The 18,893-nt window shown below is 43.8% G+C and carries 21 protein-coding genes; 10 read left to right on the forward strand and 11 right to left on the reverse strand.

All coding sequences use genetic code 11. The features are described from left to right. The first annotated feature begins 41 nt into the window (after positions 1 to 41). The 9 genes from IDJ76_RS12580 (at position 42) to IDJ76_RS12620 (ending at position 7,680) form a co-directional block, all read left to right on the forward strand. A complete protein-coding gene (locus IDJ76_RS12580; protein ID WP_224746313.1) occupies positions 42 to 698 on the forward strand; it encodes an HD domain-containing protein in 657 nt (218 codons plus the stop codon). Between the two features lie 60 nt (positions 699 to 758). Next, positions 759 to 2,069: a carbohydrate porin gene (locus IDJ76_RS12585; RefSeq protein WP_191163687.1), complete on the forward strand. Its 1,311-nt coding sequence runs from the start codon at positions 759 to 761 to the stop codon at positions 2,067 to 2,069. Between the two features lie 69 nt (positions 2,070 to 2,138). Next, on the forward strand, positions 2,139 to 2,672 hold the full coding sequence (locus IDJ76_RS12590) for a YceI family protein (RefSeq protein WP_191163688.1): 534 nt from the start codon (positions 2,139 to 2,141) through the stop codon (positions 2,670 to 2,672). A gap of 103 nt (positions 2,673 to 2,775) precedes the next feature. Next, positions 2,776 to 3,456: a DUF2461 domain-containing protein gene (locus IDJ76_RS12595; RefSeq protein WP_191163689.1), complete on the forward strand. Its 681-nt coding sequence runs from the start codon at positions 2,776 to 2,778 to the stop codon at positions 3,454 to 3,456. A 43-nt stretch (positions 3,457 to 3,499) separates the two neighbouring features. Further along, positions 3,500 to 3,955, forward strand: a complete 456-nt coding sequence (locus IDJ76_RS12600; protein ID WP_191163690.1) for a DUF1905 domain-containing protein — start codon at positions 3,500 to 3,502, stop codon at positions 3,953 to 3,955. Between the two features lie 166 nt (positions 3,956 to 4,121). Continuing rightward, positions 4,122 to 5,186 (forward strand): sensor histidine kinase, encoded by a 1,065-nt coding sequence (locus IDJ76_RS12605; protein ID WP_191163691.1) that lies wholly within the window; start codon positions 4,122 to 4,124, stop codon positions 5,184 to 5,186. Between the two features lie 49 nt (positions 5,187 to 5,235). Continuing rightward, entirely contained in the window at positions 5,236 to 5,886 is a 651-nt protein-coding gene (locus tag IDJ76_RS12610) for a DUF47 domain-containing protein (protein ID WP_191163692.1), read from the forward strand. A 24-nt stretch (positions 5,887 to 5,910) separates the two neighbouring features. Then, positions 5,911 to 6,918 carry an inorganic phosphate transporter gene (locus IDJ76_RS12615; protein WP_191163693.1) on the forward strand — a complete coding sequence of 336 codons (1,008 nt, stop codon included), beginning with the start codon at positions 5,911 to 5,913 and terminating at the stop codon, positions 6,916 to 6,918. A 39-nt stretch (positions 6,919 to 6,957) separates the two neighbouring features. Next, entirely contained in the window at positions 6,958 to 7,680 is a 723-nt protein-coding gene (locus IDJ76_RS12620) for a DUF4197 domain-containing protein (protein WP_191163694.1), read from the forward strand. 225 nt (positions 7,681 to 7,905) lie between these two features. Here the strand turns inward: IDJ76_RS12620 and IDJ76_RS21155 are convergent, their stop codons facing one another. The 10 genes from IDJ76_RS21155 to IDJ76_RS12670 form a co-directional block, all read right to left on the reverse strand. Continuing rightward, a complete protein-coding gene (locus tag IDJ76_RS21155; RefSeq protein ID WP_191163695.1) occupies positions 7,906 to 9,195 on the reverse strand; it encodes a TonB family protein in 1,290 nt (429 codons plus the stop codon). Beyond that, positions 9,185 to 9,757: an RNA polymerase sigma factor gene (locus IDJ76_RS12630; protein ID WP_191163696.1), complete on the reverse strand. Its 573-nt coding sequence runs from the start codon at positions 9,755 to 9,757 to the stop codon at positions 9,185 to 9,187. The genes IDJ76_RS21155 and IDJ76_RS12630 overlap by 11 nt, the downstream gene beginning before the upstream one ends. Positions 9,758 to 9,817: 60 nt before the next feature. Further along, positions 9,818 to 10,372 carry a YceI family protein gene (locus tag IDJ76_RS12635; RefSeq protein ID WP_191163697.1) on the reverse strand — a complete coding sequence of 185 codons (555 nt, stop codon included), beginning with the start codon at positions 10,370 to 10,372 and terminating at the stop codon, positions 9,818 to 9,820. An 11-nt stretch (positions 10,373 to 10,383) separates the two neighbouring features. After that, on the reverse strand, positions 10,384 to 10,884 hold the full coding sequence (locus IDJ76_RS12640; protein ID WP_191163698.1) for a hypothetical protein: 501 nt from the start codon (positions 10,882 to 10,884) through the stop codon (positions 10,384 to 10,386). A 91-nt stretch (positions 10,885 to 10,975) separates the two neighbouring features. Further along, on the reverse strand, positions 10,976 to 12,076 hold the full coding sequence (locus IDJ76_RS12645) for a helix-turn-helix domain-containing protein (protein ID WP_191163699.1): 1,101 nt from the start codon (positions 12,074 to 12,076) through the stop codon (positions 10,976 to 10,978). Between the two features lie 27 nt (positions 12,077 to 12,103). Continuing rightward, complete coding sequence (locus tag IDJ76_RS12650; protein WP_191163700.1) at positions 12,104 to 12,796, reverse strand: uracil-DNA glycosylase family protein; 693 nt, start codon at positions 12,794 to 12,796, stop codon at positions 12,104 to 12,106. Positions 12,797 to 12,868: 72 nt separating this feature from the next. Continuing rightward, positions 12,869 to 14,668, reverse strand: a complete 1,800-nt coding sequence (locus IDJ76_RS12655) for a DUF885 domain-containing protein (protein ID WP_191163701.1) — start codon at positions 14,666 to 14,668, stop codon at positions 12,869 to 12,871. Positions 14,669 to 14,740: 72 nt separating this feature from the next. Continuing rightward, entirely contained in the window at positions 14,741 to 15,514 is a 774-nt protein-coding gene (locus tag IDJ76_RS12660; RefSeq protein ID WP_191163702.1) for a M90 family metallopeptidase, read from the reverse strand. 156 nt (positions 15,515 to 15,670) lie between these two features. After that, positions 15,671 to 16,165: a hypothetical protein gene (locus IDJ76_RS12665; protein WP_191163703.1), complete on the reverse strand. Its 495-nt coding sequence runs from the start codon at positions 16,163 to 16,165 to the stop codon at positions 15,671 to 15,673. Beyond that, entirely contained in the window at positions 16,165 to 17,340 is a 1,176-nt protein-coding gene (locus IDJ76_RS12670; RefSeq protein ID WP_191163704.1) for a THUMP domain-containing class I SAM-dependent RNA methyltransferase, read from the reverse strand. Before IDJ76_RS12670 ends, IDJ76_RS12665 begins: the two co-directional genes overlap by 1 nt. A 79-nt stretch (positions 17,341 to 17,419) precedes the next feature. Between IDJ76_RS12670 and IDJ76_RS12675 the strand changes: the two genes are divergently transcribed. After that, the gene (locus tag IDJ76_RS12675) at positions 17,420 to 17,782 is read left to right on the forward strand and encodes a DUF3127 domain-containing protein (protein WP_191163705.1); all 363 of its coding nucleotides are present in this window, start codon (positions 17,420 to 17,422) and stop codon (positions 17,780 to 17,782) included. A gap of 136 nt (positions 17,783 to 17,918) precedes the next feature. Here IDJ76_RS12675 and IDJ76_RS12680 read toward each other — a convergent pair whose 3' ends face one another. Then, entirely contained in the window at positions 17,919 to 18,881 is a 963-nt protein-coding gene (locus tag IDJ76_RS12680; RefSeq protein ID WP_191163706.1) for a T9SS type A sorting domain-containing protein, read from the reverse strand. Between the last annotated feature and the right edge of the window lie 12 nt (positions 18,882 to 18,893).

The raw sequence follows: 18,893 nt of genomic DNA on the forward strand, positions 1-18,893 counted from the left end.
TTATAATTGGGCGGCTTTGCTTTGTGTAATATATTTGCAGCATGATGGCAACATTAAGCAACGCAGATATTATAACGAAAACTGCACAATTTGTAAAAACTACTTTAAAAGAAGCCGAGGGCGGCCACGACTGGTGGCACATTGACCGTGTTTGGACCAACGCCAAACACTTAGCCCAAATAGAGACCTGCGACAAAATTGTTGTAGAGCTGGCTGCCTTGCTCCATGACATTGCCGATAGTAAATTTCATAATGGCGATGAAGAGATTGGCCCCGCAACGGCAGGTAAATTCCTTAAAAGCATAAATGTTGACGATGCTGTGATCGAGCATGTGCAGCAAATTATCCGCAATATGTCGTTCAAGGCCAGCTTTGGTAACGTTAGCTTCCACTCGCCAGAGTTAGCTATTGTGCAGGATGCCGACAGGCTGGATGCCATTGGCGCCATTGGCATTGCCCGCGCCTTTACGTACGGCGGCTTTAAAGACAGGGAGATCTATAACCCCACCATCCCGCCAAATTTAAACATGACCAAAGAGCAGTACAAAAACACCACTGCGCCCACCATTAACCACTTTTACGAAAAGCTGCTGCTGCTCAAGGACAAAATGAATACCGCCACTGGTAAAAAACTGGCCCGGCAACGGCATACTTTTATGGAAAGCTTTCTGGAGCAGTTTTACCAGGAAGTGCAATAAAATACAAACAACCCCCAAGGAAGTGCAATAAAATACAAACAACCCCCAAGCCCCCTACAAATGAATAAATTTTTACTTTCCGTTACTGTCTTTGCAGGCCTTGTCAAGGCAGCTGCCGCGCAAGACACTGTTAAACAACAGCGCTTTAATTTCCACTTTCAACAAACGATTATTACGCAGGCTAAACCAAACTTTAGCGCCAAATATACCGGCGACAACAGTTTACTAACCCCCGGCGAAACACAAAGCTCATTAACCACTACTTTTTTTGGTGGTGCCCGTTTATGGAAGGGCGCTTCAGCCTTTTTTAACCCCGAAATGTCGGGCGGTGCCGGATTAAGCAAAACCCTTGGTATAGCAGGTTTCCCAAACGGCGAAACATTTAGGGTTGGCGGTGCCGAACCTAAGATCTATATCGCCAGGTTGTATTTTACCCAGAATTTTGAATGGGGCAACCAACGGGATACTTTAAGCGATGATGTAAATCAGTTGGCCGGTACCATTAGCAAACGCTATTTAAAATTTACGGTAGGTAAATTTGGCATGGCCGATTTTTTTGACGGCAATGAATTTAGCCACGACCCGCGGTCGCAGTTCATGAACTGGAGTTTAATGGATAACGCCGCCTGGGATTACCCCGCCAACACCCGCGGCTACGTAATGGGTGCCATGGCCGAGTTAGGGCAGCCAACCTGGGCTTTACGCTTTGCCTTCACCATGACCACTACCACCGCCAATGGCGCTATATGGGATGAACGCGTAGGCCGGGCCAATACGCAAACCCTGGAGTATGAAAAACGCTACACCCTCAACGGGCAAAAGGGAACTTTCCGCGTATTAGGTTTCCGTAATAATGGCAAAATGGGCAACTACCGCCAGGCGCTTGCTATTAGCCCCGTTAACCCGGTGGTTGATACCAATTTGGTTTACGGGAAACATAAATTCGGCTTTGGTATCAATGCCGATCAATACCTGTCAAAAAACTTTGGCGTTTTTGCTAAGCTGAGTTATAATGATGGCAAGACCGAAACCTGGGCCTTCACCGAGATTGATCAGTCGTTAAGTTTTGGTGCCGTATTAAAAGGCGGCGAATGGAAGCGTAACGATGATGAACTGGGCCTGGCATTTGTAGCCAACGGCATATCGGCACCGCACCGCGATTACCTGGCGGCAGGCGGTTACGGTTTCATTATTGGCGATGGCAAACTAAACTACGCGCATGAGTTAATTGCCGAGCTGTATTATAAGATCAACGCCTACCAGAAAAAACTTTGGCTCAGTCCGGATTACCAGTTCATTGCCAACCCTGCCTATAATAAAGACCGCGGGCCGGTAAACGTATTCTCGTTAAGGGCGCACGTTGAATTTTAGTTTATCTGCCGGATGATTTAAATGGCGGAGCGTTAAACGGTTAACCGTAAATTACGTCATATTTGTAATATGAAAAGACTTTGCATCGCACTGCTGATACTGACTGCCGGAAACGCAGCGTTCGCGCAGCTAAAAAATAATGTTACCCGCTCAAATATCAGGTTCGAGATCAAGAACCTGGGTATTAAAACCGGCGGCGTGATCGAAAAAATGGAGGCCGAAATTAAATTCGACCCGGCAAATTTGGCTGCAAGCAAGATAGAGGCGGTTGCCGATGCGACTACTATCAATACCGATAATAATATGCGCGACAGGCATATTAAGGATGAGGATTATTTTGATGTAGTCAAATATCCAAAGATCACCATGTCGTCGGTATCGTTCACCCAAAAAGGTGGCAATAACTATGTCGGCAAGTTCAACATCACCATAAAAGATAAAACCAAACTGGTAGACCTGCCCTTTACTTATACTGTTGCAGCCGGTGCAGCGCAATTTAAAGGCAGCTTTAAAATAAACCGCCGCGATTTTGGGGTGGGGGGCGGCACCTTTACGCTATCTAACGAAACCACTATTTTTATCGAGGCCGATACACCACGATAATGCACCCCCGAATGGAGTGATTTCTTACACACTTTATTGATCAGATTCGCTTTTTGAATACGGTCTGTTTGTGTAACCAGCGTCCATTTAAAAATATCATATCATGCTTAAAAAGTCAAGCTTTGATTTCCTAACCGGTCTCGCTGAAAACAATACTAAAGAATGGTTCGATAAACATCGGGATGATTACCAGGCGACACATGATGATTTTACTCTTTTCAATCAAGATCTCATAGATGCAATATCGAAATTTGATAAGGAAATTGCAGAATCAGATCTGCAGGGCAAAGATTGTATCCCACGGCTCAACAGAGACTTAAGGTTTACTAAAGATAAATCGCCATACAAAACTTATTACTATTCTATCATCAATAAAGGTGGCAGAAAAAGCGGTAACGCCGGGTATTTTATAGTATTAAAGCCAGGCGAGTGTTGTATAGGAGCAGGTGAATATCAACCGGAGCCTAAACGTTTAAAAAAGGTGCGCCAGGAAATCGAATATAATTTTGAAGAGTGGCAGAAAATCGCGCAAGACGGTAAACTGCTTAAAGCATTTCCGGATGGGATTATTGCCCAGGAAACATTGCAAAAGGTTCCGAATGGCTTTGATACAGATAGCCCCGCAAAGGAATTTTTGAAGATGAAAGGCTTCTTTGTGCAAAGACACTACCCTGATTCCTTTTTTCGGGTCAGGGATAATTTTAATACCATTATTGAAAGTTTCAAAACCTGCCAGAAAATAAACGAATTTGTTAACTCAATAGAGGATGAGACTGCAAAGTAATGATTTAAAATGCAGCCTGATTGTTGATAGTAAGAGAGGATAAATGAAAGAATTACTTAAAAATAAAAAACTGATTCTGCAGCATATACCTGGAAATGGTTCCTGGACTTATCACATTGTTATTCCCGATTCGAAGGACATTCCCGGGAAATGGGGAGATATTAAGGTATCGGGTACTATTAACGGTTATGCATTCAAGAATATGAACCTGGCCCCGGTTACTGGAAAGGACAAAAGGATGTCTGTAAATGGTGACATCAGAAAAGCGATCAATAAAGTTGGTGGCGACGAAGTAGTGGTTACCATGTACAAAGAATCAGATAACCCGTTAACAAAAGAGAGTGACATCATAGATTGCTTTAGGGATGCTGAAGTCTTGGGAAAATTTAAAGCATTGGAGGAAAAGGAACAGCACGAAATATTGAAAGATATTTTAGCGCTTCGTAGCGAAGAAAGTCAGTCAAAAAAGATTGTGACTCAAATCAAAAAGCTTTCCTGATAATGGAATTGAACAGAAGTCGAATGCCTGATCTCAGATATAGACAATAAATTGGGGAGTCTTTTGCTTTTGCGCTTATCACTATATATAATATAGTAACCATAAATTAACACGTTAATGCCCATACTGTTGGGCATTAATTGTTTATAAACGCTAACTTTATAGCATGAATTTGCGTGTACTGGTTTTCATTAACTCCATTGCGGTAGCCATTAGCCTCTCGGCAGTAAACTATTATTTTCAGCACAAGTGGTATGATATGATGATCACCTTTTTGGTGACGCTGATAAGCAGCTATATTGTTTTTTATTACCTGATAGAGAAATACATCTACTCCAAAATCAAACTGATCTATAAACTGATCCATAACCTGAAACTGGGCCGCGACCTGCGGGATGCCTTGGGCGAACATGTAAGTGCCGACCCTATTCACGATGTGGAGAAGGAAGTAAAGGAGTGGGCCCGTTTAAAGAAAATTGAGGTTGATGACCTAAAAAAGCAGGAAAAATTCCGCAGGGACTTTCTGTCCAATATTTCGCACGAATTTAAGACCCCGCTATTTGCTATACAAGGTTATATTGAAGCCCTGCAGGACGATGAATTTGAAGATAAAGAACTGGCCATACAGTTTTTAGATAAAGCCTCTAAAAATGTTGACCGCTTAAGCTACCTGATCAAAGATCTGGATGAGATATCTAAGCTCGAGTCGGGAGAGATTCCAATCAACTACAGCAAGTTTAAAATAAACGACCTGGTGCGCGAGGTTTTTGAATCGTTAGAACTGAAGGCGGCACAGCACAAAATAACCCAGGTGTTTAAGCAAAAGTATGACGACGGCCTTTATGTAAATGCCGACAAAGAAAAGATCCGCCAGGTGCTGGTTAACCTGATAGATAACTCTTTTAAGTATGGCCGCGAGGGCGGATCAACCGCGGTAAGCATTTTTACCCTGCATGAGCAGGTACTGGTAGAAGTGACCGATGACGGCGTAGGAATTGAAGAAAAGAACCTGCCCCGCCTGTTCGAGCGTTTTTACCGTACCGATACCAGCCGTTCGCGCCAGATAGGCGGATCGGGCCTGGGTTTAGCTATTGTAAAACATATTATCGAGGCGCACCAGCAAACCATTAACGTGCGCAGTACCGAAGGGCTGGGCTCCACATTTGGGTTTACGCTGCAAAAAGCCAAACAGACTTTACCCTTTCCAAACATACCGGTGCTAAAAAGTTAACATTAACTTAACATACAGTACGTACCTTTACCCAAAATTATCTTAGACAATGTCACTGAACAGTATCTTCCAATATTTTGTCCCTAAAGACAAAAAAACTTTCTTCCCTTTATTTGAACAGGCAGCAAGCAATGTTGTAAGCATGGCTACTATTTTGGTAGAGGCGGTTAACTCGATTAACCCGGCCACCCGCGAAGAATTGTTCAGGCAGATTGATAAGTTAGAGAACAAAGGCGACGAGCTTACCCATCAGATTTACCTGGAGTTAGGTAAAAATTTCATCACCCCTTTTGACCGCGAAGACATCCACTCTTTAGCTACTGCTATTGATGATGTTGCTGATTATATACATGGTGCCGCTAACCGCATGCTGCTTTACCGTATAGACGATTTTAACGAGCACATCCGCAAGTTATCTGAATTGATATTACAGGCAGGTACCGACCTGGAAAAAGCAGTAAGGGAATTAAAAGACTTACGCAACGTACGCGCTATTGCCGATTCATGCATCCGCATAAACAGTGTAGAAAACCAAGCCGATTATGTATTTGACCGCGCCGTTGCTGATTTGTTCCTGTATGAAACAGATGCTATCCGCCTGATCAAATACAAAGAGATATTAGCCGCATTAGAAACTGCTACCGATATGTGCGAAGATGCTGCCAACGTAATGGAATCAATTTTAGTTAAAAACGCCTAAGCGCATATACTTATCATTCAATAGATGGTTACCACCTTACTTGTTTTTGTAGTTGCCCTGGCACTTATTTTTGATTACACCAACGGCTTTCACGATGCGGCCAACTCTATAGCCACCATCGTATCTACAAAGGTGTTAACGCCTTTTCAGGCGGTATTAATGGCTGCTGTATTTAACTTCGCCGCTTACTTTTTTATTAAGGATCATAAGGTAGCCAACACGGTTGCCAAAATAGTTCACGAAGAATTTATTACCCTGCACGTGATACTGGCAGGCCTTATCGCTGCTATTACCTGGAATTTAACTACCTGGTGGTTTGGTATCCCATCCAGTTCATCGCACACGTTGATTGGTGGTTTTGCAGGTGCGGGTATCACTAACGCCTTGTTTTTAGGTGCACACGGTTTAGATGCGGTTAACCTGCATTACATCCTTACCATTATAGCCTATATTGTACTGGCGCCTTTTATAGGCTTATTCATCGCCTATTTTATCACCATTATGATTTTGCACGTATGCAAGCGGTCAAAACCGGCCAGCGCCGAGCGTTGGTTTAAACGTTTACAGCTGGTATCGGCTGCGGCATTAAGCTTTGCACACGGTACAAATGACGCGCAAAAGGTAATGGGGATCTTATATGTGGCGCTGGTAGCCTCAAAAATAATTAACAGCGGCGCGGCAATGCCCGAGTGGATCCCGCTGGCATGTTACACGGCAATATCATTAGGTACCATGTCTGGCGGTTGGAAGATCGTGAAAACGATGGGCTCAAAGATCACCAAGATAACCCCGTTGGAGGGTGTAGCGGCAGAAGCTGCAGGTGCCATTACCCTTTTTATTACCGAGCGCTTAGCTATCCCTGTTTCAACAACACACACCATTACCGGTTCAATCATCGGGGTGGGTTTAACAAAAAGGGTATCGGCAGTACGTTGGGGTGTTACCATTAACCTGGTTTGGGCCTGGATAATTACCATCCCAATTTCGGCTTTAATTGCAGGTCTGGTATTTATGCTGGTACGCCACTGGTAATTAACCGTATCTTGGCAACTAAATTGCTACCTTACAGTTATGAAAAAATTCCTACTCTTTATCCCGTTTGTTATTGCCTTATTTTGCGGCTGCGATACATTGAGCCAGGTAGCCAAAACTACCGTTAGCCAAAGCATCAACCCATCATCATTAGAGATTGGCAACGGCCTTAAACAAGCACTGGAATTGGGCACCAATAAAAGTTCGGACCAGTTATCATCCCTCAACGGTTTCTTTGGCAATGCGGCGGTAAAGATCCTTTTCCCGCCCGAAGCGCAAAAGGTTGAACGTACCCTGCGGAGTATTGGGTTAGGCAAACTGGCCGATAATGTCATACTTTCCCTTAACCGCGCTGCAGAAGATGCCGCTGGTAAAGCCAAACCTATCTTTGTAAACGCCATTAAGCAAATGACCCTGCAGGATGTTACCAATATCCTTTTAGGTAACCAGGATGCCGCTACGCAATACTTTAAACGAACTACTACCTTACAATTGTCGGCCAGTTTTAAACCGGTTGTGCAAACGAGTTTGAATAAAGTAGGGGCAACCAAGTATTACGGCGACGCCGCTGCCGCTTATAACAGGGTGCCGTTTGTGAGCAAGGTTAACCCGGATATTTCTGACTATGTAACTCAAAGGGCAATCGACGGCTTATTCGTGGAAATAGCACAGGAAGAGTTAAACATCCGGTCGAATTTAGCGGCACGCACCACACCGTTATTACAAAAGGTATTCTCCTTTTACGATAAGAATAAGAAGTAATTAAAAATCTGATTTTTTAAATAAAAATAGAGATTTTTAGAAGTGCTTAACGTGTTTACAAGATCTCGAAAGTAAACGCGGCGCATAATTTCCGGAGTATAGATATTGAACTAATGGTGGCGTTACTGTGTCAGTGCCCGTTTTTTAAATGGCTAATTATCAAGCATTTAAAAATGTTCACGTGTGTTCATAGCGTGAACGTGAACAAAAACATTGTATCCCTTATCACTTTTTATACTCCACCTTTACCTTTACCACCTCGGGCTTGCTGTTAGTGTTACCATACCAGGCAGGACCGTTAGTAACAAGCCTGAGCGCGTTGGCATCTGTAGCAGGGCCAAGGCTTTTGGTCACCTTTAAATTGGTAAGTTGCCCGTTTGGCTCTATCGTAAACTGAAGTTTTACCGTACCGGTTATACCATCAAGGGGGATGGCGTTCGCTTTCAAATAATTCTTAAAATCTTGCCATCCGCGGGCGGGGTGGGCACCTTGGTTTACCTTTTGCACGTTACCTGACGGTACCACCGCCACTTCGGCCAGCGAACTGTTATTGGGCCGCAAAGCGATATTTAAAGAATCTTTACCGTTTAAATTAACCTGCGCCGATTCATACCCTAAAGAAGATACGGAAACGGTTTTATCTTTTGCGCCGGCTAATGCAAACTTGCCGTTAACATCGGTCAATGTACCTTCGGTAGTGCCCAGCACCCGTATGTTTACGCCGGGTATCGGCAGGCCGTCGTCTTTTGCTATTACCTGGCCCGCTATGATTACCGGCTGCTTGGGCGCATTGTAGTTGGGGCTGGTTTGTACCCCCTTAACCCGGCTGTTTAACGCTAACTGGTACCTTCTTGATGTATCTATGGCTACCGTGGTTTCGGCCAACTGAGTTTCTTTTTTCTTTTGAAGGGCCAGTCCGTTCATTACCATATCGCTCAGGTCGTTGCTGTCTTTAGGTATTACAGCTGCTATTGTTTCCGCGGATGGTTTACCAACCGGTGGTTCAGTCATATTTTCTACAATTCTATCCGGGTCGATAATTCTGTTTTTAGCTATCGCCGAGGGCTTAGGTTTGCGGGCATCAAACACTACTGCGTTAGGTGCCGGCTTTTTCAAGATTGAATCCTTTGCAAGATCGCTTTTAATTGCCGGTGCTAATTCTGTTGGCGCAGTGGCGGTTTTATCAGCCTGTGCAACCAAAGTATTTTGTTGCGGCGCGCTGTATTTATAGAAAAGGCCTGCTACCCCTGCAATAATCAGAACTGACGCAGCTACGCCCCAATACCACATCGGCACTATACGTTGTTCCTTTTTGCTGGCCCGCTTTTGTAACCGGGTTTGCAGTTCTTTCAAACCGGCAACTTCGTTCTTGCCTGCATGCTCAAACCCTTCCAGCGCATCCATCAAAAATGGATCGTCTTGTGCCTCGCGTTCTAAACGGTGCATAGCATCAGCGTCAAGCTCCCCGTTAAGGTACTTCCGTATTTGCGATATGTTTGGCAGTTTATTGCTCACTGTTTTTTTCCAGGCAAATTTTAAGGTTGCGCTTGCCGTTTTGTATATAGCTTTTCACTTCGTTTAAGGTAAAACCGGTTAACGCTACAATATCTTTATAACACTTTTGTTCCAGGTAAAATAAACTAACGCTCTGTTGTTGTGCGGCTGTTAATTTACCGATACATTTTTCCAGCGCTTGCATCGCTTCTTCCCGGTTATCGTTATCAGGATGCAAAACGGGTGTAAATTCCATAAAATCATCTAAAGTAACAGTTTCCATTTTCTTACCGGCCCTTAACTGCATCAAACAATAGTTACGGCTAAGCACGTATAGCCACGGCCTGAATTCTTTGATCTCGTGCTGCTTAACTTTTGTAATGAGTTCTTCGAAGATACCCATTACTGCATCTTTAGCCGCCTCATCATCCTGCAGGTATTTAAGGCAAACCCCATATACCAGTGACATGTACCGCTCGTACAGTTTCCCTAAAACGGCCAAGTCGCCATCTGTGCGATAATTGCTTACCAGCACATCATCTGCAAGGTCTTCGGGTTTAACGGGTCGGGTAAAAAATTTCATTCAGCGCGTGCCGCAAAATATATTTTTTAAGCGGCTTACAGAAATATATATGCATTAAGGTTACTGCGGCCCTACAACCGAAAACGCAACATCAAAGGTATTACGTATCGCGTGGTCGCCAAGATTGGCAAAAAAGCTGCTTGAGTTATAAACAACCCCGTACTTTGTCCTGTCGATAATTATTTTACCGCTGATAGTAATTCGCCCGTTCGCTGTTTGAATATCAACCGGGCAGATCAAGGGCTGTGTGTTATCCTTAATAGTGAGTTGCCCGTACGCCTGTCCGTTAACCACCCGGGTAATCCTGATAGTACTTAAAGTATATTTTTCTACGTCAAAAAAATCGGGACCTTTGAGGTGCCCTAACAAATCATTATTGCTCTGTTGCATAGTTTTCATATCTATCAGGAGCAAAGCGCTGTTTACTAAGCCGTTCTTTAAAATGATCTGGCCTTCTTTAAAGTTAAGTGTGCCGGCGGGAGCATAGCTACCAATTTCGGCATGGCCTGTCCAGTTTACAACGCTGTTCTTAATGTCGATAGTTAATTTCTGCTGGGCAAATGCCAGCGATGCGGTTAAGCAAATTATGCTTAATAAGATGATCTTTAATTTCATGATGGTAGTGTTTATTTGGTGTTAATTACTTTAGTTTCGGTCTCTATCAGGGCAATGCCTTTATATAGCTTGCCATTTTTATCTTTAGCAATAATGTACCATAACGCATCGCCTGCGTACAGTTGCTTTCCAAAGCGCCAGTTTTTTAAATAGGTGTATGTTCTACCTTTTTTAAGAATAGCGTTGGGGCAATTAAATGCCTTGGCAAATTCATCGGGCGAATAGCTCATATTATTGTGCCATCCACTTTCATCGTACCAGATAAAGCTGCCGCAAACAACAACGGTAAGATCTTCCTTCTGTGCCATTGCAAAAGTGCTGTGCTTCCAATAATAAGTGTCGTTCACCAGTTCGGGATAGCAGGGGTTAGGATCGTGCCACATGGTTATGCCCACCGGCAACTCGCGGAGTTTATCGGGCAGTACACGGCTTTTGTTTGTCCAGTCGGTTTGTGCCATTAACATGGCCGGCAGCGTAAAAAGGGTGAGCAGGATTAAAATATTCTTTTTCATGACTAAATTATTTGTTTAGCCAAAAGTGCCGTTAAACGTGCAGCGCATCGCCCCAAAACAGGAATTGGGACGTATCAAACCTGAATTGGTACTACTTTTTTAAATAATCTGACGGTGATTGCCCGGTAAACTCCTTAAAAATTCGGTTAAAGGATGTTTTTGAATTAAATCCCGACTCATAAGCAATACCCAGTAAGGTAAGTTTTGCGGCATCATTTGCGGCCAGCCTGCGTTTTACTTCGTTAACACGATAAGTGTTTATATAGGTATTAAAGGGTTTGCCGAAACCGGCATTTACATTAGCCGAAATAGTTTTGGCCGGCAACGCTAAGTGTTTGGCTACATCGGTAAGGGTAAGCTCGGGGTTAAGGTAAAGCTTATTTTTCGCCAGGGCATCCTCAATAAGCTGGATCACCGTTGCATCGGCAACAAAGGAGGAAGCTTTTTCTTCGGAGGGACTAACTTGCGGTACGAAGGAGAGATCAAGATTTGATTGCAGATAACCCAGGATGCCAATACAGATCACCACGATGCAAAGCAGATTGCCCGAGAAGTCGTATTTATAATAAATGCCCGAAAAATCGCGCAGGTAGGCTTCAAACAACCATGCGATACATACCATAAACAATATTACCAATGATGCATTTAACCAGTTAAGCATCTTGCGGGTGATGTTTGAATAATTTTGCTTTAACCATTGCCGGTAATTTTTAAGGTATCCTATCGATAGGATAAGGTAGATGATCATTGATAACCATGTACCATCATACTCTATCCGGTAGGTGTAGGGCTGATGTATATTAAACCAGATATAATACTTGGTTTGATAACTGGTGAATATAACCGACCAGTAAAAAACGGCCTGTAAAAATACAGGGATAAAATGCAGCAGATACCTGTATTTAAAGCTAAACGATGCATTGGTTATGGCCTGCACATAAAAGTAGAGCAAGGGCCCAAACGCGAAAGAGTAATAGATGGGTAAGAAATAAAGATCGGACCGCTGACCATAGATACCCGACGCGCGAAAAAAAGCATCGACAATCCAGCCGGTTATAGCAAGCATGAGCAGTGCCAGTAACCGGTTAGCGGTTTTGTTTTTAGCCGACGAAAGCAGCAACGCTGCCGAAAACAAACCGATAATTATGGCGACTAAAAAAAGGATAACATTGATGCCGAAATCTATCTTCATTCAGCATTAAATATAATTAATTAGCATTTACACATTGCTAAATGCCTGCAGATATTTATCGATATAAGCTTGTTTAGATTTATTTTTATACTGCATAATAAAACGGGGGTGCTCCAGGGCGACTATCTTATTGAAAAAACCATGCTCGTCATTTAGTTTTTTAATGAACTTTTCATTCTGCCCCGTGCCGAAGCAGAAACAAGTATCGGTATAGCAGCCTATGGAAATTTGCTTTTTGATATTGGAAATGATAAAAGGCGTAACAGTATTACAGAGTTCCTTGCTATCATAGTAATTGTAGTTCTTCTCCTTGCCAGATTTATCTACGGTTGTAAAACCCAGCGGACAAAGGGAGTTGATGTAGATATCCCTGTAAAATGCCTCGGGGCCTCCGTAAGTGTTGATCACTTCATACACATATACAGACGAAGGTTCATGGGTAAGCTTTCCGTTATAGGGAATGTGGCATTCTGCTATTAGCCGTTTAGGGTCGGTAAAGGGGATGCCGGTTAAGCCGCCGCCAAACCTGCCGGGGTTGATCCCCAGTATCAGGTGCCGTTTGTTATTGTCGTTATAATACTTGCGGTAGAATTGTGATGAGATTGCCAGGGCCTGCTCTTCTTCCCTAAAAGGGTTCATGATCCGGATACCTGCGGGTAGCGGCGGACCGGTATACTCCAGCTGCTGGTTAAATTCAATTACTTTATCGGCAAAGCTCATCGGTTGTTTGCTTATAATAATAGCGATGATTTTGGGTCATCGCTATCAATTCAATTTATAAATAAGATTTTTTTATTGCGTCTTTGCCCAGGCATCCATTTTGGTTTCAAAAACGCTGAGCGGCATCGCACCATCTTTCAGCACCTGATTATGAAACTCGGCCAGGTTAAACTTGCTGCCTAATTGTTTTTCATAACGGCTGCGCAGCTCGCGGATCTTTAACGCACCCGTTTTATAACCCAATGCCTGTGCGGGGATGCCCATGTAACGTTCAATTTCTGCAGTTGCACCCTGTTCGCTGATGGCCTCATTATCCATCATATATTTAATGGCCTGCTCACGTGTCATGCCTTTGGTATGGATAGCCACATCCACCACTAATCTAACGGCGCGGTGCATTTCGTCGCCCAACGCGCCCATGTGCTGATATGGGTCGGTATATAAACCTAATTCCTTCCCTAACGATTCGCAGTATAAAGCCCAGCCTTCTACATAGGCGTTTTCAAAGATCAGGAACCTGCGGAACTTAGGCAGCGTGTTATTCTCCTGCGTTAACGAGATCTGGTAATGGTGACCTGGGATAGCCTCATGCAGAAACAACGATTCCATGCCCGAAGTGGTATTGAATTTAGTTGCATCCAGTATCGGGACATAAAATATGCCCGGGCGTGTACCATCTGCCGAACCCTGGTTATACTCTGCACTGGCCGATGCTGCACGGAAAGCCTCGGTTTGTTTGATCATGAACGGTGTTTTTGGCACATGATTAAACATCTTTTTCAAATTCGGCTCCATGCGTTTGTGGATATCTTCAAATGCGCCCAGCACCTCGGCAGGGGTTTTATAGGGCATGAATTTAGGATCAGTTTTCATGTACTCAAAAAAAGCAGCCCTGTCGCCTTTAAAGCCAACCACATTTTTAATGCTGTCCATTTGCTTAACAATCCGGGCAACTTCGCTTAACCCGGTTTGATAGATCTGTTCCGGTGTGCGGGTGGTAGATGTTTGTTGTTTTACCAGGTAGGCGTATTTGGCAGCGCCATCGGTAACGGACGACAGCCCCGAAGTGCTCCGCGATTTTGGTAAGTATGTATTCTGCAGGTAACCGGCCAGTTTTTGGTAGGCAGGCACCGCCGAATTGATAATGGTGTTTTTATAGGCATCGGTTAACGATTTTTTGTCGGCGTCAGAAAAACTTGCCGGGATGTTTTTGATAGGGTCGTAAAAGATGCTTTTAGTTGCATCATTAACCACGAAACTTTGCATCTGCGGGATCATTTTTAAAACAAGGGCTTTGGGTAATACCACGCCTGTTTTAATCCCTTTGTCGAAATTAGCGATAGCGGTATCGGCCCATGGCGTAAACGAGGTTAAACGCTTTAGCCAATCGTTATAATCCTTAACCGTTTTAAAGGGCTGCGCGTTTGAGCCGGAGCCCAGCTGCCCTATGGTGATAGGCAAGGCGAACATTTGATTAAATGGCAAATACTCCAGGTGGTGCTGAAATCCGTCCAGGTTGGTTTGTGCTTCGTACACAAAAATATCGTACGATAGCTTGTCGTTATCATCCAGGTCTTCGCGCTTAAAGGCTTTCACGCTATCCAGGTAGGCCGCGTAAAAATCATGCGCTTTTTTCAAATATTCAACAGAGCCTGTATTCGGCAGTAAGTCATTATAGCGGGCATCACCGATAGAAGTGGCCGTTAAGGGGTCAAGCTTTAAGTAGCCTTCGTAATAGTTATCAAACAGTTTTGCCAGCTTTTGATTTCCATGAGTAGTGGTGTCGCCGGTTGTACTGCCGCTGTCTGTTGCTTTTTGTTTACAGGATGCTAAAGCAGCAGCCACGCAAACAACAATGAATATTTTTTTCATTTAATGATTGGGGTTTTTGATGCTTTAAAGCTAAAGATTTTTCGCTCAAAAGTGAAGCTGCCTCTACAGGTCTTATTTCGCCGGGTCTTGCCTGAAAGTGCGGCTCAGTATATCGTAAAGTTCGGGGTGTTTGGTTTGGAACTGATCCGGCTTTTCAAAAAAGTATTCAGATACCACCGCGAAAAATTCGGCCTCGTTTGTGGTAGCATAAGGGTCAATGTCCGAATGCCCTTTTTCTATCTTATGGATTTCCTGGTGCATCATGCTTAACCAGGGTTTGGTGTATTCATGCGGTAAAAAATTCTCGGGGACGCCATCTGTAGCGCCATCGGTTTTATCCAGCAAATGCACAAATTCATGGATGCCGGTATTTTCTTTGCCCGATTTTTTGGAGAAACCTTTTTGCAAAGCGTTGCGCGATAAGATCATTTGCCCGTTCATGTAGCCGTTGCCTACCATGCCCATAATATTGCGCCCTTCGCCCTCGTTGCCTTCAAACTGAAATTCTTTATCAAAGGTGTCGGGGTATAATAATACGTTGGTCACGTTGCGGTAGGTCCAGTCTTTAAACCCAAAAATGGGAATCACTGCGCTGGATGCTACCATAATGCGGTCGGTATCATCAAGCTCCAGGCCCACGCCTTCGATATGTACGTCAGTTAAGAACGTTTGAATGCGTTGCTCAAAGTCTGCCCGGTTAGCATCATCAAGGTTATTGTAAAATTCAATATGTTGGGTAAGCAGTTGTTTAAGCGCGGGCATAGGCGTCTGCGCAACAGGTTTGCTTTTTTTATTGAAGATGATGAAAGCTATAATAGCAATGGCAACAATGGCGATAATAAGCATAATGCAGTAATGAACAGGAGAGGAGATAAATTGTGTGGTTTGCAACAATTATATCGATAGCTGTTTGGGGTAGGTATCCTGCAATAAATATACCCGCCGTTAAAATTAACCGTCAAATTTATACCAGACAAAAAACCGGCATTTGCCGGCTTCAAGCTATTTTAAATCATACTGCACAACTACGGTTGGCAGCAAAGTTGCAGAGTTAAGCGGGATCTGGTCCTTGGATACGATGGGTTTGCGGGTGCGGTAAAAGGCATAAGCGGCCTTTTGTACTTCAGCTACACCGGTTTTTGGTTTATTAAACCCGATAGAGAAGGGGATAATAAAATCATGGAATTTCTCCTTGTTGGGGATGATCCACCTTTTACCCGATTTTTTTAACGCATCGATAACCGGCAGGGTGATCAGGAATTCATCAGCGTAATAAATTACAATTTTGGATACGTTACCGTTGATGTCGGACGTAAATTTAAGGATGGCCATCCCGGTGGCTTTTTTCTTCACAATTTCGGGACTAACCACTACGCTATCCATAAAAAATTTAGTCATGACAGCACCGCCTCCCTGAAACGGAAAAGCGATGTCTTCCTGTGCTTTACTGTAAAGCGCCGATGTTAACAGCAGGGCAATGATGATCAGTTTTTTCATTATTCTGTTGGTTTTGGTTCGCGTTTGGTACCCTCATATAATTCGTACTCAAACAAGCGGCAATCCAGCTTGCCATTATAAAACTCAATACGGCGGCTTGGGCGCAGGCCAATTTTTTTAGCCAGATCTGCATTACCGGTAAATACATAGCCACGGTAACCCAGGCATTGTTTCTTTAAAAAATCGCCAATGCGGGCGTAGGTTATTTCTAACTTGGTATGCACACCTAAACGTTCGCCATACTCCGGGTTAAACATGATCACACCCGGCTCGGCAGGTACTTCGGTATCTGCAAAATCACAAACAGCAAATTCTATCAAATGTTCTACCCCCGCGGTATTTGCGTTCTTGCGGGCAATATCGATGGCATCGTCAGATATATCGGTAGCAATGATTTTAAAGTTGATCGCTTTTTTTGATTTGTCCTTGAGTTTACGCCGCTCCACAAAAAACACCTGCTCATCGTAACCCATTAGGTGCATAAAGCCATAGTTCATCCGGAACAAGCCCGGATGCTTATCGGTAGCCAGTAAGGCGGCCTCGATAGCAAGCGTACCTGAACCGCACATGGGGTTAATAAATGTACTGTTACGATCCCATTGCGTTGCCATAATGGTTGATGTAGCAAGGGCCTCCAACATAGGTGCCTTGCCCGGTATTTTACGGTAGCTGTGTTTAGCCAGCGTTTCGCCTGAAGTATCCAGGTATATATCGGCTTTATCATCCTGCCAGTACAGGTTGATGACGGTTTTGTTGGCATCTGCACCAGAGTTTGGCCTGATGCCCTTTTGCGCCTTTATCCTGTCGACAATGGCATCCTTTACCTTAACGTTGGCAAACAGCGGTGTCAGGATATGCTCGTTATTCACGTTTGAAGTTACCGAAAAGTAGCCGCTAAAATCTATCAGCGTTTCCCACTCAATCTTCACCAGCTCTTCGTAAAGCTCGTTAGGGTTCTCGGCGGTAAAGCTTTTCAATAAATAAAGCACCTGGCTTGCGCAGCGCAGGTTAAGGTTAAGGGCAATGGTATCTGTAACGGTACCCATCAGCTCGATGCCTGTTTGGAAAACGCGTGTAGGCTTATAGCCCAGCGCTTCAACTTCCTGCTGCAGGTAAGGCGAAAGCCTTTTGTTACAGGTAATAACGATTTTACTCTCGGTGTGGAAAACTTGCATAATATTTCTGCGAATTTATGAATTAAATGCTCCCGTTTTAATTTGATACTATTAACTTTACATTTTAAATATTCTGATTATGGAAGTTAAAGGTAAAGTATACGAAGTATCGGCAACCCAACAGGTTACCGAGTCATTAAAAAAGAGAGAATTAATACTGGAATATATTGAGAACCCTCAATACCCGGAGTATTTAAAGTTTGAGGCTATACAAGACCGTTGCGCATTGCTTGACAATGTTAAGATTGGTGATGATGTAGAGGTTTTCTTTAATTTAAAAGGCCGCCCGTGGACAGATAAAGCCGGTAAAAAATCTTATTTCAACTCCCTGCAATTATGGAAAGTGAATAGCTTAGGCAGCGCCGGTGCAGCCGCAACACCAGAATATGCAGCCCCTGCAGATATCAGCACATCTGCTGATGACGATGATCTGCCGTTCTAATTAATCGCAATTCCCCGTTTGCCTGGTCAAACGGTTGAAATATTAAAGGCCTTTCGAGATGATCGAAAGGCCTTTGTTGTGGATGAAATATTTTTAAAAACGGGCAGGCCAGCTACAGATTACCTCCCACAGATCATTAATTTTCTTTTACTATCCGCTTGGTTACTGATTTTGCGCCCTGCTTAACAGTTAACATATAAACACCATTTAAGGGTATGTTTACTTTTTTGCTAAAACTGCCGGCTAATACCTTACCTGCCAGTAAGGTGGTGCCCTGGTTGTCCGTAAGCTTAACATCGGCGGTTGCCTTTGCGGGCAGGTTAAAACTCAAAAGTGTTTTACCTGTGCTAAATTCGGGACTCAGGCTCAGGTCACTTAATATCAAACGGCCTTTTTCAGCTTCGGCCATCGGTCTGCCCCGTTCAGGCAATGCATCGGTAACCATAAAGCTGATGTGGGTACTAATGCCATCTTTATCGGTATTCTCAAAATCAAAGTTTTGTACATTACTGCCGCTCATTCTTAAGCGCATGGGTCTGTTACCCGGTCCGTTGTCTCTGTACGCGCGGTCTAACTCAATGCGCATCGGTCGGTCTTCCATTGTCTTGAACTGGCCCGGGCCGCCTCTTCTTTCTCTATTGGCATTTCCATCAGCGGGGCTTAACCGGCGTAACCTCACCCTTGGCTGGTTAGGCTCAAGTGCATCATTATTGGTATAAAAATCGGTTTTATAAGGGCTTGAGGCTGGGTCTTCATTTCCGTTCATTTTGGGTAGCTGGTCGGTGTTGCTACTTTCCCTCAACAGGTTGTTGCCACGCAGATCTTTTCTACGGCGTACAATGATGTCTGCCTGGCCGTCTTTGCCATTTTGCCTGAAATTGATGGTGCTCATTTTGCCAATTTCCTGCATGGCATCGGCACGTTCCTGAGCATTTAGTTTTTTAATGTCCCTGCCGTTAATGGTGGTATCGCCGTTAATGATCTTGATTTCGATATCTTTTTGGGTTTGGGCCATTACCAACGGCGGCAGGCAAAGTATAGCAAACAGGCTTAACGAAAATATAGCTTCGAAGCCCGGTTTTGAAGTTAGCTTTTTCATTTTTATGACGAT

The organism is Mucilaginibacter glaciei (genome assembly GCF_014773245.1).
Classification (GTDB): Bacteria; Bacteroidota; Bacteroidia; order Sphingobacteriales; family Sphingobacteriaceae; genus Mucilaginibacter; species Mucilaginibacter glaciei.

Bases quoted from the DNA above. Each gene is read 5' to 3' on its own strand.
- IDJ76_RS12640 (WP_191163698.1), bottom strand. From the start codon at position 10,884: ATGAAAAAGAATATTTTAATCCTGCTCACCCTTTTTACGCTGCCGGCC.
- IDJ76_RS12595 (WP_191163689.1), top strand. From the start codon at position 2,776: ATGCTTAAAAAGTCAAGCTTTGATTTCCTAACCGGTCTCGCTGAAAAC.
- IDJ76_RS12655 (WP_191163701.1), bottom strand. From the start codon at position 14,668: ATGAAAAAAATATTCATTGTTGTTTGCGTGGCTGCTGCTTTAGCATCC.
- IDJ76_RS12615 (WP_191163693.1), top strand. From the start codon at position 5,911: ATGGTTACCACCTTACTTGTTTTTGTAGTTGCCCTGGCACTTATTTTT.
- IDJ76_RS12665 (WP_191163703.1), bottom strand. From the start codon at position 16,165: ATGAAAAAACTGATCATCATTGCCCTGCTGTTAACATCGGCGCTTTAC.
- IDJ76_RS12605 (WP_191163691.1), top strand. From the start codon at position 4,122: ATGAATTTGCGTGTACTGGTTTTCATTAACTCCATTGCGGTAGCCATT.
- IDJ76_RS12610 (WP_191163692.1), top strand. From the start codon at position 5,236: ATGTCACTGAACAGTATCTTCCAATATTTTGTCCCTAAAGACAAAAAA.
- IDJ76_RS12635 (WP_191163697.1), bottom strand. From the start codon at position 10,372: ATGAAATTAAAGATCATCTTATTAAGCATAATTTGCTTAACCGCATCG.
- IDJ76_RS12585 (WP_191163687.1), top strand. From the start codon at position 759: ATGAATAAATTTTTACTTTCCGTTACTGTCTTTGCAGGCCTTGTCAAG.
- IDJ76_RS12590 (WP_191163688.1), top strand. From the start codon at position 2,139: ATGAAAAGACTTTGCATCGCACTGCTGATACTGACTGCCGGAAACGCA.
- IDJ76_RS12620 (WP_191163694.1), top strand. From the start codon at position 6,958: ATGAAAAAATTCCTACTCTTTATCCCGTTTGTTATTGCCTTATTTTGC.
- IDJ76_RS12600 (WP_191163690.1), top strand. From the start codon at position 3,500: ATGAAAGAATTACTTAAAAATAAAAAACTGATTCTGCAGCATATACCT.
- IDJ76_RS12645 (WP_191163699.1), bottom strand. From the start codon at position 12,076: ATGAAGATAGATTTCGGCATCAATGTTATCCTTTTTTTAGTCGCCATA.
- IDJ76_RS12670 (WP_191163704.1), bottom strand. From the start codon at position 17,340: ATGCAAGTTTTCCACACCGAGAGTAAAATCGTTATTACCTGTAACAAA.
- IDJ76_RS12675 (WP_191163705.1), top strand. From the start codon at position 17,420: ATGGAAGTTAAAGGTAAAGTATACGAAGTATCGGCAACCCAACAGGTT.
- IDJ76_RS12580 (WP_224746313.1), top strand. From the start codon at position 42: ATGATGGCAACATTAAGCAACGCAGATATTATAACGAAAACTGCACAA.
- IDJ76_RS12650 (WP_191163700.1), bottom strand. From the start codon at position 12,796: ATGAGCTTTGCCGATAAAGTAATTGAATTTAACCAGCAGCTGGAGTAT.
- IDJ76_RS12680 (WP_191163706.1), bottom strand. From the start codon at position 18,881: ATGAAAAAGCTAACTTCAAAACCGGGCTTCGAAGCTATATTTTCGTTA.
- IDJ76_RS12660 (WP_191163702.1), bottom strand. From the start codon at position 15,514: ATGCTTATTATCGCCATTGTTGCCATTGCTATTATAGCTTTCATCATC.
- IDJ76_RS12630 (WP_191163696.1), bottom strand. From the start codon at position 9,757: ATGAAATTTTTTACCCGACCCGTTAAACCCGAAGACCTTGCAGATGAT.